The following is a 15,211-nucleotide window of genomic DNA, read 5'->3' as shown; positions in this document are numbered from 1 at the left end:
CGGCTCTTGAGCCCGGCCGGCATTTCCGGTTTTCTGGTCACGCACTGGCGCTTCTTTGTGTGCCTTGTGCGCTCCGCTCCCCGGACCCCTCTGCTCCTCCAATGGAGAAATTAAAGGCCAAAAAAATACCATTTGTCCAGAGGTGAATCTTTCATCTTCGAACGGTTTTTTGAGTGGCGCAGATTTTTATGAAGCAAAAACAGATGGATGCGTTAAATTTTCGGCGCTCTGTTTTTTCTTGTTTCCTAGAGGTATCTTTTTGGTATCATGATTGCGAGGAGTGATCATGAGCGAATTTGTCATTGCAATCGATGGTGGGGGAACGAGCTGCCGGGCCGCATTGGCCGACCGGCATGGCAATGTTCTCGGGCGCGGAAAACGCGGCTCCGCCAATATTTTTACCGCGTCGGACGCTATTGGCGAGAACATCGTGATGGCCGCCCGCGAGGCGCTCCACGATGCAGGGCTCGATGCGCTCGATCTTTCCGGCATTCCGGCCTATCTGGGGCTTGCGGGCATCAATGTGGGTGAGCGGCAACGGGTGCTTGCCCGGGCGCTGCCATTTGCCGACACACAATTCGTGCATGACGGTCTGATCGCGCTTCAGGGCGCGCTGGGCGACAATGACGGCGTCATGGCCATTTTGGGCACCGGCTCCGCCTATGTGTCGCGCTCCGGCGGCGTGTTGCGCAATGTGGGCGGCTGGGGTTTCGCCATCGGCGATCAGGGCAGTGGCGCGGTTCTTGGCCGTACACTGCTGCAGCAGGCCCTGCTCGCCCATGACGGCATTCGCGAACACACGCCGCTCAGCCGCGCCGTGATGGCGCATTTCCAGAACAATCCGGAAGCGATGGTGGAGTTCGCGCAGCAGAATGCGCGGCCGGCCGATTATGGCTCCTTCGCGCCGATGGTTTTCGAGTACGACGATCAGGGCGACCCTCTGGCCGGACGCATTCTGCGCGACACGGTGCGCGATATCACCGAGACGCTCGACACTGTCGTTTTCGAGGGGTGCGAACGCCTCTGTCTCCTGGGTGGTCTCGGGGCGCTCTATGCCGGGCGGCTTGAGCCGCGGCATCAGGCGATCCTGAAAGAGCCACTGGCCGACGCTCTGGGTGGTGCGGTGCAGCTTGCGCTGCGCGCGTTCCCGCCGGCCATGGAAGGGGAGGTGCGACGATGAGCGTATCGAAACTCTTCACCGAAGAGAGCGTTGCGGCCATGGGGTCCGGCCCGCTTTATGTGCGCCTGCGTCGCCTTCTTGAAGATGCGATCAGCGGCGGCGTGCTGGGCGAGGGCGCGGCCCTGCCGACCGAGCGCGACATTGCCGAACTGACGGGCTTGAGCCGGGTCACGGTGCGCCGCGCGGTCGATGATCTGGTGAAGCAGGGGCGTCTCATTCGCCGCCACGGTTCCGGCACGTTCGTTGCGCCCTCGGTGTCGCGCGTCGAGCAGTCTCTCTCGCTGCTGACCTCGTTCACCGAGGACATGGCGCGGCGCGGACTGTCTGCCCGCTCCGAGTGGCTGGAGCGGGTGGTTGTCGCGCCGTCTCCTGACGAAATGATGGTGCTGGGGCTTTCGGTGGGGGATACGGTCTCCCGCCTGGAGCGCCTGCGCATCGCAGACGATGTGCCCATGGCCATCGAGCGGGCATCCATCATCGGCAGCTTCCTTCCCGATCCGGCATCGGTCACGGATTCGCTCTATGATGCGCTGGACATGCGTTCTGCCCGGCCGTGCCGCGCCACGCAGCGCATTTCCGCGCGCAATGTGGATGAGCGCGAGGCCAAGCTTCTCAAGGTCGCGCCCGGCGAGGCCGCGCTTTATATCGAGCGCGTTTCCTACCTGCCCAATGGCCGGGTCATTGAATTCACCCGTTCGATCTATCGCGGCGACGCCTATGATTTCGTCGCCGAGCTGAAGATCCCGGAACGTTGATGTAATCCAGAAAATCGGAACCGAGACATGTCTTCTTTCGCACTCGTCGGCGCGCGCATCTTTGATGGAGACGCCTGGCAGGATAACCGGGCGCTGATCGTCGAGAACGGCCGGATTGCCGGGGTCGAGCCGCTGGACGCGCTTGCTCCCGACTGCGAACGACGCGAGGCGGGCGGTGCGATGGTCGTGCCGGGCTTCATCGATCTGCAGGTCAATGGCGGCGGCGGCGTGATGTTCGACGGCGATTGCGGGGTCGGGGGACTGCAGAAAATCTGCAGCGCGCATGCGAAATTCGGCACGACCGGGCTTCTGCCGACGCTGATCACCGATACGCGTGAATCGACCGCAGCGTCGATTGCCGCCGGTGTTGAAGCGGCGCGGATGAAGATGCCCGGCTTTCTCGGCCTGCATCTGGAAGGACCGCACCTTTCCATCGCGCGCAAGGGCGCGCATGACCCGGCGCTGATCCGTCCGCTGGAGGATGGCGATCTCGCCGCCATGATCGAGGCGCGCCGGGAGCTGCCGGCGCTGATGGTGACGCTGGCGCCCGAAAATGCGACGGCTGAACAGGTGAAGGCGCTGGTCGGGGGCGGTGTGAAGGTGAGCCTCGGGCACACGGACACGACCTACCGCACGGCGCTGGCCTATGCCGAGGCGGGGGCATCGCTGGTAACCCATCTCTTCAATGCCATGAGCCCGCTTGCCCATCGCGAGCCGGGTGTCGTGGGCGCTGCGCTCGACAGTGGCCGTCTGTGGGTTGGCATCATTGCCGATGGTGTTCACGTCGATCCGGTGGCGATTGGCGTTGCCCTGCGCGGCAAGAATGGCCCGGCCCGCATTTTCGCAGTGACGGACGCCATGTCGACCATCGGCACCGATCTGAAATCCTTTACGCTGAACGGCCGCACGATCATGCGTGAGAATGGCCGGCTGACGCTGGAGGACGGGACGCTGGCCGGTGCGGATATCGACATGATTGCGACGGTTGCCTATCTGCACCGCACGGTCGGGCTACCGCTCGAAGAGGCCCTTCGCATGGTAAGCGTCTATCCGGCGCAGGCCATCGGGCTCGATCACGCCAAGGGCCGCCTTGGCGCTGGCAGGGACGCCGATTTCGTGGTTCTGAACGATGATCTCGGCGTTGTCTCCACCTGGATCGGCGGCGAACCCGTGCATCAGGCCGGTTGATCGAATTCGCGCATTTTTCCTCTTGAAGCTCTAGTGACTAGAGATCCTATCCTTGCAGGCGTTGAAAGTCTGTAAGGAGAATCATCGTGTCCTTGAAACAGGATGATAGCGCCGCAAACCCCTATTCCTGGAAGGTGGGCGGCATGGATTGTGGAAGCTGTGCGAACAAGATCCGCACAGCCGTGGAGCGTTTTCCCGGTGTGAGTGATGTCAGTGTTTCGGTGATGTCCGAGACGCTGGCCCTGTCGCTGGATGAAAACAAGACCGGGCGCGACAAGGTGGAGCGTGCGGTCAAGAAACTCGGCTATTCGATTGCGCCGCGTCAGCGCGGGGAAGCGGCCGAAACGGGCGCGGTTACGCAGAGCTCCTGTTGTAGTGGGCATGACCACACGCATGGGCAGGGTTCTAAAGTTGAGCGCGCCGATCCGGGACATGGCGTTGCCGGTCATGTGCACGGCGCGGATGATGGCGACCGCAGCTGGTATCAGACCGGCAAGGGGCGTCTGGTGATCCTGACCGGACTTCTTCTGGTCGCCGCCTGGGGTGCGGAATTCCTGCTGCCGGGTGAAATCGGCATGTGGGCCTTTGTTGCGGCCTGTCTGATCGGCGTTGCGCCCATCGCCCGCCGGGCCTTTGCCGCGTTGAGTGCAGGCATGCCCTTCACCATTGAAATGCTGATGACGGTGGCCGCCGCCGGTGCCCTGTTCATTGGCGCTGCCGAGGAGGCGGCGCTTGTCGTCTTCCTGTTCGCCGTGGGCGAAGTGCTGGAAGGTGTGGCGGCCAACCGCGCGCGCGCCGGCATCCGGGCGCTGGGCGATCTGGTGCCCAAGACCGCGCTGCTTGAGGAAAACGGCAAGACCCGCAAGGTGCAGGCCGCAGAGCTGAAGATCGGCCAGATCGTCATGGTGCGGCCGGGCGACCGGATTCCCGCCGATGGCGAGATCGTCGACGGCATTGCCGGCATCGACGAAGCGCCGGTGACGGGCGAATCCGTGCCGCGCACGAAGGGTGAGGGCGAAGACGTCTTTGCCGGTTCGATCAGCACCGATGCGGCGATCCGTGTGCGCGTGACGCGCGCGCCGGAGGACAACACCATTGCGCGCATCATTCGTCTGGTCGAGGAAGCGCAGGATGCGCGTGCGCCAACGGAGCGTTTCATCGACCGGTTCAGCCGTTACTACATGCCGGCAGTGGTGGGGTTCGCCCTGCTGGTCGCCATCGTGCCGCCGCTTGCGGCGGGGGCTGCCTGGGATGTCTGGATCTATCGTGCGCTGGCGCTGCTCCTGATCGGCTGCCCCTGTGCGCTGGTGATCTCCGTTCCTGCTTCCATCGCCTCCGCACTCTCCACCGGTGCGCGGCGCGGCCTGCTTTTGAAAGGCGGGGCCGTTATCGAGGCTGCTGCCCGGACCGATCTCGTGACCTTCGACAAGACCGGCACGCTCACGGTCGGCCGTCCGGCGGTGACGGATGTGTGGGCGGCCGATGGCGATGAGGCGCGTGTTCTGGCGCTGGCTGCCGGCGTTGAAGCCGGTTCCAGCCATCCGCTGGCCGAAGCCGTTCTGGCCCATGCCGAGAGCCTTGGTGTTTCCTATGAGGCGGGCAGGGATGCGCGCGCCATTCCCGGTCGCGGTGTGGAAGCGCGCGTAGGTGGTGAGACCGTGTTCGTCGGTTCGCCGCGCCATGCCGAGGAAGAAGGCGCGATGACCGCGCTGGCAAGGAGCCGCATTGAGGCTCTCGAGGCCGAGGGCAAGACGGTTGCCGCCGTTTTCCGCGCCGGTGCGCTTTCAGGCGTGATCGCCCTGCGCGACGAGCCGCGCGAGGATGCCGCCGCCGCCATGCAGGAGCTCAAGGCGCTCGGCGTGCGCACCATGATGCTCACCGGTGACAATGCGCGCACGGCGGAAGCCATCGCCGGACGTCTTTCGATGGAGTATCGCGCCGAGCTTCTGCCCGACGACAAGGTGTCCGCGATCCGTGAGCTGACCGGTCGGCACACGGTGATGATGGTTGGCGACGGCATCAACGACGCGCCGGCGCTGGCCACCGCCAATGTTGGCGTGGCCATGGGCTCGGGCACCGATGTGGCGCTCGAATCGGCCGATGGCGCGCTTCTGCGCAACCGTGTGGGCGATGTCGCCGGCATGGTGCGGCTGGCGCGTGCGACGATGGCCAATATCCATCAGAATATCGCCATCGCGCTGGGGCTCAAGGCGGTGTTCCTGGTCACCACGGTGCTGGGCGTCACGGGGCTCTGGATCGCAATCCTTGCAGACACCGGCGCGACCGTTCTGGTGACGCTGAATGCGCTGAGGCTTCTGGGCTTCCGCATGGAGCGTTAGATCGTCCTGCGAGCGACCGGATGCTCAAGAGGCGGTCTGGAATATTGGTGGAGCAGCCGTCGGTTTCGACGCTTTTTCGCTCCCTTCAGAATCGGCAAAAGCCGGCCCTCGTGGCCGGCTTTTTTACGGGGTTGTATACGCATAATTATACGTGGAATTTAGCGTATAAGTTGTATTTCTTGTTTATCACTTATCGATGTTGATAACCGAGTATCCTTATGAAAAATATGGATTTTCCCGATATTGATTCCCCAAAGGTTGCATAGATATCCACATAATCCATTACAGGTTGTATATGTAATCTGAATCCGATATCGTTCAGAAGTTGTATCGAGCAGGGTACGTCGGAATTCCGGGGGTACTTATGTTTCAGCGGACATGTTTGTAGCGCCGCTTTGATCGGTTTTCCGGGTCATTCGTGTCCGGGCTGATGAGTTGGCGTCGCATCGGCAGCGCTTGGCGTGGCTGATGCAGAACGGTGCAGAGCGCATCGTGAAACTGCATCGCGCGGGTGAACCGTGTGATGCGGACGGACGGTTATCGCCGTCTTGCAGAAGCGTTGTGTGCCGCGTTCGCGGCAGCGTCTTTCGGGTCAGATTCCCACCTCTTATGAAGCGAGGCGTAGAGCATATGGGCATGCACAGACAGGATGGACTTTCATTTGCAACTTTGCGGGCCGCCGAAGCGGTCATCGACACGCGCAGCCTGACCGGCGCGGCGCAGAAGCTGGGCATCAGCCAGCCGGCAGTGAGTATGCATCTGGGGCGTCTTGAGAAGGCGATCGGCACGCCGCTGATCAAGAAACTCGGCAACCGGATCATCGTGAAGGAAGAGATTTCCCGGCTTATCCGCCAGATGCTCGATCTTGAGCGGCGGCTGCGCACGGTGGGCTATGAAAAGAATGTTTCCAAGCTGAAGGTCGGTATCTGCACCTACACCGCGCCGCTGCTGCTTGCCGGGCTCGGGCGGCTTGGCAAGATCAAGGAAAGCGTGAGCTGGCGCATCGCCGATTCCAGGCGGCTTGAAGAGATGTACGATCTGGGGCAGGTGGATGCCGTTTTCCGCGCGCTCTACCCGAATGAAATGGGGCCGGATCTGATCAGCGAATATGCGATGCGGTGGATGGGCTCGCGCGAGCTGGCCGAACAGACCAAGCGAAACAGCGGCTCCATACCGGTGGTGCTGACCAATCCGCAGTCACCGCTCGGCATTGTCGCCCGCGAATGGCTCCGCCATCGCCGCGTTTCCTATGACGTGATCGGCGAGGTGGATGACATCACCAACGCCATGAAGCTGGTCGCCAACGGGGCTGCGGTCTCACCGTTGCCGGGTTTCGTTTTCGATGGCAATCCGGCGCTGCATGAAGACTGTGTCGAGGTCATTCCGGGCGGGCTCGAGATCCGCTACGGCATGTTCTTCGACGACAAGCGTTTCAACCTGCGGCTCGCAATGGACATTTTCGAGCTTCTGCAGGGTGAGTTGCATCGCATGACACCCCCGCCTTCTGCCTATCAGGGGCAGGGCCTGGCCCATCAATAGATAGCGCCCGCCAAGTCGGCATGCCGCCGCGCAGGTCTCTGCGCGGCGCTGTTATGCCTAGAAACTGTCGTCAAAATTTCACCCAGCCGCCGCTTTGCCGTCAGGTTCGGCGCGCAAGATTCCAAATTATGAGAAGACTGATTCAAAACGCCCGTTCGGACGCGCAGACTGATGCGCAAATCGATGCCCTCCTGTCTCCGCAGGACGAGGTGTCCATCGTGGATTCGCTTTTCACCATGTCAAAGGGGCATGGCCATGCCGGCGCGCGCGACGTGCTGGAGCGTGTGCTGGAGGCGCGGCTCGAAGCGCGCCTTGCACGCCGTATGCGCCAGACCATCGAGCAATCTCCAGGCAATGACGACAAACGTCCAAGGAGTGCCGCATGAACCGCTGTGTCATACCGCTTGAGGGCGGCCGCCTATTGCAGGGCGAGAAAGTCTTCGATTTCGCGCGCGGCAGCCAGCAGGGTGGGCAGGATGGACTGCTCCATCTCGGCGCAGGTGAAGCGCGCCGACTGCGTGGAGACGTTGAGGGCGGCGGTGATGCGCCCCGCCTTGTTGCGTATCGGCACCGCAATCGAGCGCAGTCCGAGCTCCAGCTCCTGGTCGACGATGGCGTAACCGCGCGCGCCGGCCAGGGTCACCGTTTCGGCGAGTTCGGCCCGGTCCGTCACCGTTCGTTCAGTCTTGGCGCTGATCGACGCCTTCGCGAGAAAACCGGTGAGTTCGGACGCTTCCAGATCTGACAGAAGAACCCGGCCCATCGACGTGCAATAGGCCGGAAGCCGCGTGCCGACATTGAGCCTCACGGACACGATGCGCCGGCCGGCCACACGGGCCACATAGACGACATCCTCGCCCTCCAGAACGGCTGCGGAGCAGGATTCGCCAAGCGTTGCGGACACACGTCGCATGACGGGCTCTGCATAGCGCCAAAGCGCGGCGTCGCCCATCCATGTCCGGGCGAGCCCCAGCAGTTTCGCGGAAAGCAGGAAGCGCCGGTCCGTCTGGCGCGCATAGCCGCTCGCCACCAGTGTGAGGAGCAGCCGCCGCGCGCCTGCGCGTGTCAGCCCCGCCTCCGTCGCCACTTCCGTCAGCGTCATGCCGTCCGGCGCATTTGCCAGAATCTCCAGAACGCCAAGCCCCTTCTGCAGCGATCCCACGAGATCGCGCGAAGCCTGGGCTTCAGCTGTGGCAGGGGCATTTGACTCGGTTTCATTCTCCATCTAGAAAGTATCGCATATAAAACTTTTGTTCGCAATACGAACTTACGAGGAGTGCCATGGCGCGTTTCGTCCCGCTGCCCCAGGCGGTTGCGGAGAACCTGAACAATGGCGACAGCGTCGCTTTTGAAGGCTTCACCCATCTCATCCCCACCGCCGCCGCCCATGAGGCGATCCGCCAGGGTTTCCGTGATCTCACGCTGATCCGCATGACCCCCGATGTGGTCTACGACCAGATGATCGGCATGGGCCTCGCCCGCAAACTGGTCTTTTCCTATGCCGGCAATCCGGGGGTGGGGCTTCTGCGCCGCCTGCGCGATGCGGTGGAAAACGGCTTTCCGCACAAGCTCGAGATCGAGGAACACTCCCACGCCGCCATGGCCAATGCCTATGAGGCGGGTGCGGCCGGGCTTCCCTGCGCGATTTTCCGTGGCTATCGCGGCGCGGAGCTTGCCCGTGTGAACCCGAACATCAAGTTCATCGAGTGCCCCTTCACGGGCGAGAGCCTGGCCGCCGTGCCGGCACTGCGGCCCGATGTCGTCTTCATTCATGCGCAGAAGGCGGACCGGAAGGGCAATGTTCTGGTCGAGGGCATTGTCGGCATTCAGAAAGAGGCGGTGCTTGCAGCGAAACGCGCTGTCGTGACCGTCGAAGAAGTCGTCGACGATTTCTCCGACCTGCACCCCAATCTGACCATTCTGCCCCACTGGACGGTGACCGACATCGCCGTGGTGCCGGGTGGCGCACACCCCTCCTACACGCATGGCTATTACGCGCGTGACAACGCCGAATATCTGAAATGGGACAAGGTCGCCGCAGACCGCGACCTGTTCCGCGACTGGATGCAGAAGAATGTGCTTGATGCGACGCCCGAGGATTTCGCAGGCCGCGTTGAGAAGCTGAGGGACGCAGGATGAGCAAGCCCGAATTCACTCCCAATGAAATGATGACGATTGCGGCCTCACGCGCGCTGAAGAATGACGATGTGTGTTTCGTCGGCATCGGCGCGCCCTCGGCTGCGTGCAACATTGCGCGCCTGACGCATGCGCCCGACATCACGCTGATCTACGAATCCGGCACCATCGGCACCGCGCCGGACGTTCTGCCGCTCTCGATTGGCGATGGCGAGCTGTGCGACACCGCGCTGACCACGGTGCCGGTGCCGGAAATGTTCCGCTACTGGCTGCAGGGCGGGCGCATCACCATCGGCTTTCTGGGCGCGGCCCAGATCGACAAATACGGCAACATCAACACCACCGTCATCGGTGACTATGACAGCCCGAAGACGCGGCTTCCCGGTGGCGGTGGCGCTCCGGAAATCGCTACCTCCTCGCAGGAAGTCTACATCACGCTCGCCCAGTCGAAGCGGGGCATGGTGGAGAAGATCGACTTCTACACCTCCTTTGGACATGGCGATGGCGGCGACCACCGCCAGAAGCTCGGCATCGACACCAAGGGGCCGACGCTGCTCATCACCGATCTTGCGATCTGGAAGCCGGATCCGGTGACGAAGGAGTTCACCGTCGTGTCGCTGCATCCCGGCGTTACGCGCGATCAGGTGCAGGAAACCTGCGGCTGGACCGTGACGTTTGCTGACGGTGTCGAAGAGACGCCGCCGCCCACCGAACTCGAGCTTGCGACATTGCGCGACTTGAAAGCCCGCACCGAAGCGGCCCATAAGGGCGCATGATCTTTCCGTCGCGTGGCGCACGCGGCGGCCGGGCGCTGCCCGGCATTGATGGTTAGGAGACCTCACTCATGGCTGAAGCTTTCATCTGCGACTACATCCGCACGCCGATCGGCCGTTTCGGCGGCGCGCTTTCCTCCGTTCGCGCCGACGATCTGGCTGCCCTGCCGATCAAGGCGCTGATGGAGCGCAACCCGAAGGTCGACTGGGCGGCGCTGGACGATGTGTTCTATGGCTGCGCCAACCAGGCCGGTGAGGACAACCGCAACGTGGCGCGCATGGCCGTGCTTCTTGCGGGCCTGCCCATCGAGGTGCCGGGCTCCACGGTGAACCGCCTGTGCGGTTCGGGCATGGATGCGATCACCATTGCCGCGCGCGCCATCAAGGCGGGTGAGGCGGAGATCATGATCGCCGGCGGCGTGGAATCCATGAGCCGTGCGCCCTTCGTCATGCCGAAGGCCGAAACGGCCTTCTCGCGTCATGCGGAAATCTACGACACCACCATTGGCTGGCGCTTCGTCAACAAGCTGCTCAAGAAGCAGTATGGCGTCGATTCCATGCCGGAGACGGGTGAGAACGTGGCGGCTGATTTCTCTGTCAGCCGCGCCGATCAGGACGCCTTTGCCGTGCGCAGCCAGAACAAGGCTGTTGCCGCGCAGGAAAACGGGCGTCTCGCCAGGGAAATCATCCCCGTCACCATTCCCCAGCGCAAGGGCGACCCGGTGGTGGTCGACAGGGACGAGCATCCGCGTCCGGGCACCACGGTTGAAAAGCTCGGCAAGCTGCCGACGCCTTTCCGCGAGGGCGGCACCGTGACCGCCGGCAATGCCTCTGGCGTCAATGACGGTGCGGCTGCGCTCATCATCGCTTCGGAAGCAGCGGCGAAGAAATACGGCCTGACGCCGATCGCCCGCATTCTCGGCGGCGCGACGGCTGGCGTTCCGCCGCGCATCATGGGCATCGGCCCGGCTCCGGCAACGCAGCGCCTTTGTGCCCGGCTTGGCCTGAAACCTTCGGATTTCGACGTCATCGAGCTCAACGAGGCCTTCGCCTCGCAGGGCATCGCCGTGCTGCGCGAACTGGGGCTTGCCGAGGATGCGCCGCAGGTGAATCCGAATGGCGGCGCAATCGCGCTTGGCCATCCGCTCGGCATGTCGGGCGCCCGCATCTCCGGCACCGCTGCGCTTGAGTTGCAGGCCGGCGGCGGCAAGCGCGCGCTCGCCACCATGTGCATCGGCGTTGGCCAGGGCATCGCGCTGGCGATGGAACGCGTTTAATCACGATGGCGATGGGGCGGGGTAACCCGCCCTTTTGTTATTGGGCGCGCTCATTGCGGTGGGGGCCTTTATCCTCGCAGGGTGACAACATGAGCCCTCACAGCACAGTAGCGCCAACACAGCCCTCATCCTGAGCCTGTCGAAGGGCGAGGGCGGTTTGACGCGCTCAGGCGGTGACGTTGGCGCGTGCCTTCACCCCGCCCTTCGACAGGCTCAGGATGAGGTGAAAGCAGGGAGATGTGAGGCGCTTGCCTTGCCTTGCCTTGCGTTGTCTTGTCTCGCGTTGCGTTGCCCCGCCTTGGGTTGCCTCGCCTTGGGTTGCGTTGCAGTGCTTTGCGATGCCGTGATGTGCTTGTTCGCCTCTCCCACATCACCGGCGCTTCCGCATTGTCTTGGTTTTTGAAGCGCTCAGAGCATCGTCTCGCGCGGCGGCTTCGCCAACACAGCCCTCATCCTGAGCCTGTCGAAGGGCGAGGGCGGCATGACGGGCTCAGGTGGTGACGTTGGCGCGTGCCTTCACCCCGGCCATCCCCGTCAGTTCAGCGGAATGTCGTTCTCTGCCTTGCTGTCCTGATAGCGTTCGGAAAGGGCGGCATAGGCTGTGGAGAGCTTTGCGATCCGCGCTTTCACGGCTTCCACATCAGCCGCAGGCAGTGCGGTTGCCAGAGCGGGCAGGGCGTAGCTTTTCCAGAAGGCGTTTTCGGCATTGTAGCCGCCGGGCTCCAGCGTGAAGACTTCCTTGAGAATCTTCAGATCGTGCGGGATCGCGAAGGCGTCGCGCGAATCTTCGTGGCTGAACAGATAGTAGAAATTGTCGAAGCCGGTCCAGGTGATCGCCGAAAGACACAGCGAGCAGGGCTCGTGCGTGGACAGGAAAATGCAGTCTTTCGTGTCCGGGCGCGCATCCTTCGGCAGTTCGTAGAACCGCTTCAGCGTATGAACCTCACCATGCCAGAGCGGGTTTTCCAGCTCATTGTTGGTTTCGGCAAGCACCAGCGACAGGTCGCTTTTCTTCAGGATGGCCGCGCCGAAGAGCTTGTTGCCATGGGCGACGCCCGCGGCGGTCTTCGGCAGGATGTCCTGTTCGATCACGTCGAGCAGCCGGTTGATGAGGTGAAGGTCGGGAGCGGTCATGGGAGGGATGGCACCGTGATTTCAAAAAGTTCCTGAAAGTGGAACTCTTCCAGATTGTTGCCGTCTCCGCCACGGTCCACCACCAGGAAATCCTGGGGTGCGGCAATGGGCGTCAAAACGCCATGCCAGGTGCCGCGCGCATAGTTCACGCCCTGTCCGGGATGCGTGATGAAGGCGCGGGGGGTGCCGGGCCGCCCGTCTTCATCCGGGCACACGATCACCAGAAAGGGGGCCGGTGAAAGCGGCATGAAGGCCTGGCTTCCAAGCGGGTGCCGCTCCACCATGGAAAGCCGCAGCGGCAGCGCATAGGGCGTGCCGCGAAAGATGTTGATCAGAACACGCGCATTCTCACCCGCCGTTTCGACCGTCGCCAAATCGTGAAAGCGGCGGCACTTGTCGGCATTGATGAGGAAGCTTTCCGCGCCTTCGGTTTCGATCACGTCGCCGAAGGGCGCGAAGGCTGCGCGTGTGAGCTTCTCGGCTTCGATTCGCTTCATCGCGCGAAGCTGCCACCCAGCCGGGCGTGCCGGTTGACGTCCTTGTAGAGCAGGTAGCGGAAATTGCCCGGCCCGCCCGCATAACAGGCCTGTGGACAGAAGGCGCGCAGCCACATGAAGTCGCCGGCTTCCACCTCCACCCAGTCCTGGTTGAGCCGGTAGACGGCCTTGCCTTCCAGCACATAGAGACCGTGCTCCATGACATGCGTTTCGGCGAAGGGGATCACCGCGCCGGGCTGCAGCGTGACGATGGTCACATGCATGTCGTGGCGCAGATCGGCCGGATCGACAAAGCGCGTCGTTGCCCATTTGCCATCCGTTCCCGGCATGGGAGAGGGCGCGACATCGGCCTCGTTCAGAAACAGCGCATCGGGCGTGTCGAGGCCGGCAACGGGTTCATAGGCCTTGCGCACCCAGTGGAAGCGAGCGGGCGCGTCGCCCCGATTGTGTGCGGTCCAGCCGCTCGATGGCGGCAGATAGGCGTAGCCGCCGGGCGTCATCTTGTGCGTCTCGCCTGCGATCTCGACGGTCAGCTCGCCCTCGACGATGAAAAGCACGCCTTCCGCGGTCTCATCGAGTTCGGCCCGGTCGCTGCCGCCGCCGGGCTCCACTTCCATGATGTATTGCGAAAAGGTCTCGGCAAAGCCGGAAAGGGGGCGCGCAATGATCCAGCAGCGGGTTTTTTCCCAGAACGGCAGCAGGCTGGTGACGATGTCCTGCATGACGCCTTTCGGCATCAGCGCATAGGCGTCCGTCAGAACCGCGCGGTCGGTCAGGAGCTGGGTCTGCGGCGGATGCCCGCCATGCGGGGCGTAATAGGTGCGGGCGTTCATCTGGTCTCGTCCTGATTTCACACGGGGAGGATGTCGTTGAGCCGCAGCCGGGCGATCCGCTCCACCTGCCGGCAGGCGGTGGCGAATTCCTCGTTGCGGCTGTTCTCCAAGCGGGCTTCGAAGGCCTTCAGAATGCTGTCCCTGGTGTTGTCCTTGACGGCGATGATGAAGGGAAACCCGAATTTTTGCGTATAGGCGGTGTTGAGTTCGGTAAAGCGTGCGCGTTCGCTGTCGGTCAGCGCATCGAGCCCTGCCGAAGCCTGCTCTTTGCTCGATTCCTCGGTCAGCCTTTTGGCTGCCGCCAGCTTGCCCGCAAGGTCCGGGTGGGCTTTCAGAACGCCAAGGCGTTCGTCTTCGCTGGCCGAACGGAAGGCGCGGGCGAGCGCATTGGCGAGGCCCCCGGCCGTGTCATGTGCGGGGCCGAGTTCCAGCTTTGCCGCGCGTTCGGCGATCCATGGCGAATGCTCATAGATGCTGCCGAACCGTTCGATGAACTCCGGTTCGCTCATGCGGCTCGGGCGCAGCGCCGGCGCTTCATAGGGGTGCTTTTCGCGCCAGTGCCGGGCGATCTCGCCACGTGTCGCAAGCCACACATGGTCGTGGCTCTTCACATAGTCGATGAAGCGCTGGAGGGCTGCAGCGCGTCCCGGCCGGCCGATGAGACGGCAATGAAGGCCGATGCTCATCATGGCCGGCCGCCCCGAGCCCCCCTCGGTATAGAGTGTGTCGAAAGCGTCTTTCAGATAGCTGAAGAACTGATCGCCGGAATTGAAGCCCTGCGCCGTGGCAAAGCGCATGTCGTTTGCATCAAGCGTGTAGGGGACGACCAGTTGCGCGCGCGTGCCGTGCCCGTGGCCGTCATGGTCGATCCAGTAGGGCAGGTCGTCGTCATAGGTGTCGGAAATCCAGTCGAACCCGCCTTCCTCGATGGCCAGTTTCACCGAATTGACCGAGGTGCGTCCGAGATACAGGCCGCGCGGGCGTTCGCCCACCACTTCGGTGTGCAGCCGGATGGCTTCCAGAAGGTCGGCGCGCTCGCTTTCTTCCGAATGGGCGCGGTAGTCGATCCATTTCAGGCCGTGCGACGCGATTTCCCAGCCGGCATCCTGCATGGCGGCAAGCTGGTCGGGGCTTCGGGCAAGCGCCGAAGCGACGCCGAAAACGGTGACCGGCACGCCGGCTGCCGTGAACATGCGGTGGAGCCGCCAGAACCCGGCGCGCGAGCCGTACTCATAAATGGATTCCATGTTCCAGTGGCGCATGCCCTGCCAGGGCGCTGCGCCCACCACTTCCGACAGGAAGGCTTCGGAGGCCTCGTCGCCATGCAGAATGCAGTTTTCGCCGCCTTCCTCGTAATTGACGACGAACTGCACGGCTACGCGCGCGCCATCGGGCCAGTCGGCATTCGGCGGGTTCTGGCCGTAGCCGGTCATGTTTCTGAGGTAGCGGGTCATGCAAACTTTCCGATATTCTTTATTGGCAAGGATAATCGATGGAATGGGGTGTGAACTTTCCCGAAAAATTTGAAAGAGTTTAGTTGTCGATCCTTCGCCGGGGCTC

General features: G+C 63.0%; 14 protein-coding genes. 9 read left to right on the top strand and 5 right to left on the bottom strand.

Translation table 11 applies throughout. From position 1 onward, the window contains the following. The first annotated feature begins 286 nt into the window (after positions 1-286). From ACRTG1_RS09550 to ACRTG1_RS09525, 6 genes are all read left to right on the top strand, one after another. Positions 287-1,180 carry a BadF/BadG/BcrA/BcrD ATPase family protein gene (locus ACRTG1_RS09550; protein WP_432516159.1) on the top strand — a complete coding sequence of 298 codons (894 nt, stop codon included), beginning with the start codon at positions 287-289 and terminating at the stop codon, positions 1,178-1,180. Further along, complete coding sequence (locus tag ACRTG1_RS09545; RefSeq protein WP_206547859.1) at positions 1,177-1,935, top strand: GntR family transcriptional regulator; 759 nt, start codon at positions 1,177-1,179, stop codon at positions 1,933-1,935. Before ACRTG1_RS09550 ends, ACRTG1_RS09545 begins: the two co-directional genes overlap by 4 nt. 27 nt (positions 1,936-1,962) lie before the next feature. Further along, the gene (nagA, locus tag ACRTG1_RS09540) at positions 1,963-3,123 is read left to right on the top strand and encodes an N-acetylglucosamine-6-phosphate deacetylase (protein ID WP_432516158.1); all 1,161 of its coding nucleotides are present in this window, start codon (positions 1,963-1,965) and stop codon (positions 3,121-3,123) included. A gap of 143 nt (positions 3,124-3,266) precedes the next feature. Next, entirely contained in the window at positions 3,267-5,462 is a 2,196-nt protein-coding gene (locus tag ACRTG1_RS09535; RefSeq protein ID WP_432516211.1) for a heavy metal translocating P-type ATPase, read from the top strand. A 636-nt stretch (positions 5,463-6,098) separates the two neighbouring features. Next, a complete protein-coding gene (locus tag ACRTG1_RS09530) occupies positions 6,099-7,001 on the top strand; it encodes a LysR family transcriptional regulator (protein ID WP_222473985.1) in 903 nt (300 codons plus the stop codon). Between the two features lie 128 nt (positions 7,002-7,129). Continuing rightward, positions 7,130-7,387: a hypothetical protein gene (locus ACRTG1_RS09525; RefSeq protein WP_113153011.1), complete on the top strand. Its 258-nt coding sequence runs from the start codon at positions 7,130-7,132 to the stop codon at positions 7,385-7,387. Positions 7,388-7,419: 32 nt separating this feature from the next. Here ACRTG1_RS09525 and ACRTG1_RS09520 read toward each other — a convergent pair whose 3' ends face one another. Further along, positions 7,420-8,226 carry an IclR family transcriptional regulator domain-containing protein gene (locus ACRTG1_RS09520; RefSeq protein ID WP_432516157.1) on the bottom strand — a complete coding sequence of 269 codons (807 nt, stop codon included), beginning with the start codon at positions 8,224-8,226 and terminating at the stop codon, positions 7,420-7,422. A 56-nt stretch (positions 8,227-8,282) separates the two neighbouring features. Here ACRTG1_RS09520 and ACRTG1_RS09515 point away from each other — a divergent pair, with 56 nt between their 5' ends. From ACRTG1_RS09515 to pcaF, 3 genes are all read left to right on the top strand, one after another. Then, complete coding sequence (locus tag ACRTG1_RS09515; protein ID WP_317088778.1) at positions 8,283-9,140, top strand: CoA transferase subunit A; 858 nt, start codon at positions 8,283-8,285, stop codon at positions 9,138-9,140. Beyond that, positions 9,137-9,913: a CoA-transferase subunit beta gene (locus ACRTG1_RS09510; RefSeq protein WP_113153008.1), complete on the top strand. Its 777-nt coding sequence runs from the start codon at positions 9,137-9,139 to the stop codon at positions 9,911-9,913. The genes ACRTG1_RS09515 and ACRTG1_RS09510 overlap by 4 nt, the downstream gene beginning before the upstream one ends. A 68-nt stretch (positions 9,914-9,981) precedes the next feature. Continuing rightward, on the top strand, positions 9,982-11,187 hold the full coding sequence (gene pcaF / locus ACRTG1_RS09505; protein WP_206544236.1) for a 3-oxoadipyl-CoA thiolase: 1,206 nt from the start codon (positions 9,982-9,984) through the stop codon (positions 11,185-11,187). A 534-nt stretch (positions 11,188-11,721) separates the two neighbouring features. On the opposite strand, the gene ACRTG1_RS09500 is transcribed toward pcaF, so the two are convergent. The 4 genes from ACRTG1_RS09500 to puuE are packed head-to-tail and all read right to left on the bottom strand — an operon-like array spanning position 11,722 to position 15,105. Beyond that, the gene (locus ACRTG1_RS09500) at positions 11,722-12,321 is read right to left on the bottom strand and encodes a nucleoside deaminase (protein ID WP_432516156.1); all 600 of its coding nucleotides are present in this window, start codon (positions 12,319-12,321) and stop codon (positions 11,722-11,724) included. Further along, on the bottom strand, positions 12,318-12,818 hold the full coding sequence (locus tag ACRTG1_RS09495; RefSeq protein ID WP_432516155.1) for an ureidoglycolate lyase: 501 nt from the start codon (positions 12,816-12,818) through the stop codon (positions 12,318-12,320). Before ACRTG1_RS09495 ends, ACRTG1_RS09500 begins: the two co-directional genes overlap by 4 nt. After that, positions 12,815-13,651 carry a bifunctional allantoicase/(S)-ureidoglycine aminohydrolase gene (locus ACRTG1_RS09490; RefSeq protein ID WP_283799817.1) on the bottom strand — a complete coding sequence of 279 codons (837 nt, stop codon included), beginning with the start codon at positions 13,649-13,651 and terminating at the stop codon, positions 12,815-12,817. The genes ACRTG1_RS09495 and ACRTG1_RS09490 overlap by 4 nt, the downstream gene beginning before the upstream one ends. Positions 13,652-13,668: 17 nt before the next feature. Then, positions 13,669-15,105: an allantoinase PuuE gene (puuE, locus tag ACRTG1_RS09485; RefSeq protein WP_432516154.1), complete on the bottom strand. Its 1,437-nt coding sequence runs from the start codon at positions 15,103-15,105 to the stop codon at positions 13,669-13,671. Between the last annotated feature and the right edge of the window lie 106 nt (positions 15,106-15,211).

The organism is Nitratireductor sp. PBL-C9, from assembly GCF_050877045.1.
Classification (GTDB): Bacteria; Pseudomonadota; Alphaproteobacteria; order Rhizobiales; family Rhizobiaceae; genus Nitratireductor; species Nitratireductor aquimarinus.
The sequence above is the reverse complement of the archived record's forward strand: the minus strand, read 5'-3'. Positions and strand labels throughout refer to the sequence as shown.

Bases quoted from the DNA above. Each gene is read 5' to 3' on its own strand.
- ACRTG1_RS09515 (WP_317088778.1), top strand. From the start codon at position 8,283: ATGGCGCGTTTCGTCCCGCTGCCCCAGGCGGTTGCGGAGAACCTGAAC.
- ACRTG1_RS09500 (WP_432516156.1), bottom strand. From the start codon at position 12,321: ATGACCGCTCCCGACCTTCACCTCATCAACCGGCTGCTCGACGTGATC.
- ACRTG1_RS09490 (WP_283799817.1), bottom strand. From the start codon at position 13,651: ATGAACGCCCGCACCTATTACGCCCCGCATGGCGGGCATCCGCCGCAG.
- puuE (WP_432516154.1), bottom strand. From the start codon at position 15,105: ATGACCCGCTACCTCAGAAACATGACCGGCTACGGCCAGAACCCGCCG.
- ACRTG1_RS09530 (WP_222473985.1), top strand. From the start codon at position 6,099: ATGCACAGACAGGATGGACTTTCATTTGCAACTTTGCGGGCCGCCGAA.
- ACRTG1_RS09510 (WP_113153008.1), top strand. From the start codon at position 9,137: ATGAGCAAGCCCGAATTCACTCCCAATGAAATGATGACGATTGCGGCC.
- ACRTG1_RS09535 (WP_432516211.1), top strand. From the start codon at position 3,267: ATGGATTGTGGAAGCTGTGCGAACAAGATCCGCACAGCCGTGGAGCGT.
- nagA (WP_432516158.1), top strand. From the start codon at position 1,963: ATGTCTTCTTTCGCACTCGTCGGCGCGCGCATCTTTGATGGAGACGCC.
- pcaF (WP_206544236.1), top strand. From the start codon at position 9,982: ATGGCTGAAGCTTTCATCTGCGACTACATCCGCACGCCGATCGGCCGT.
- ACRTG1_RS09495 (WP_432516155.1), bottom strand. From the start codon at position 12,818: ATGAAGCGAATCGAAGCCGAGAAGCTCACACGCGCAGCCTTCGCGCCC.
- ACRTG1_RS09525 (WP_113153011.1), top strand. From the start codon at position 7,130: ATGAGAAGACTGATTCAAAACGCCCGTTCGGACGCGCAGACTGATGCG.
- ACRTG1_RS09550 (WP_432516159.1), top strand. From the start codon at position 287: ATGAGCGAATTTGTCATTGCAATCGATGGTGGGGGAACGAGCTGCCGG.
- ACRTG1_RS09545 (WP_206547859.1), top strand. From the start codon at position 1,177: ATGAGCGTATCGAAACTCTTCACCGAAGAGAGCGTTGCGGCCATGGGG.
- ACRTG1_RS09520 (WP_432516157.1), bottom strand. From the start codon at position 8,226: ATGGAGAATGAAACCGAGTCAAATGCCCCTGCCACAGCTGAAGCCCAG.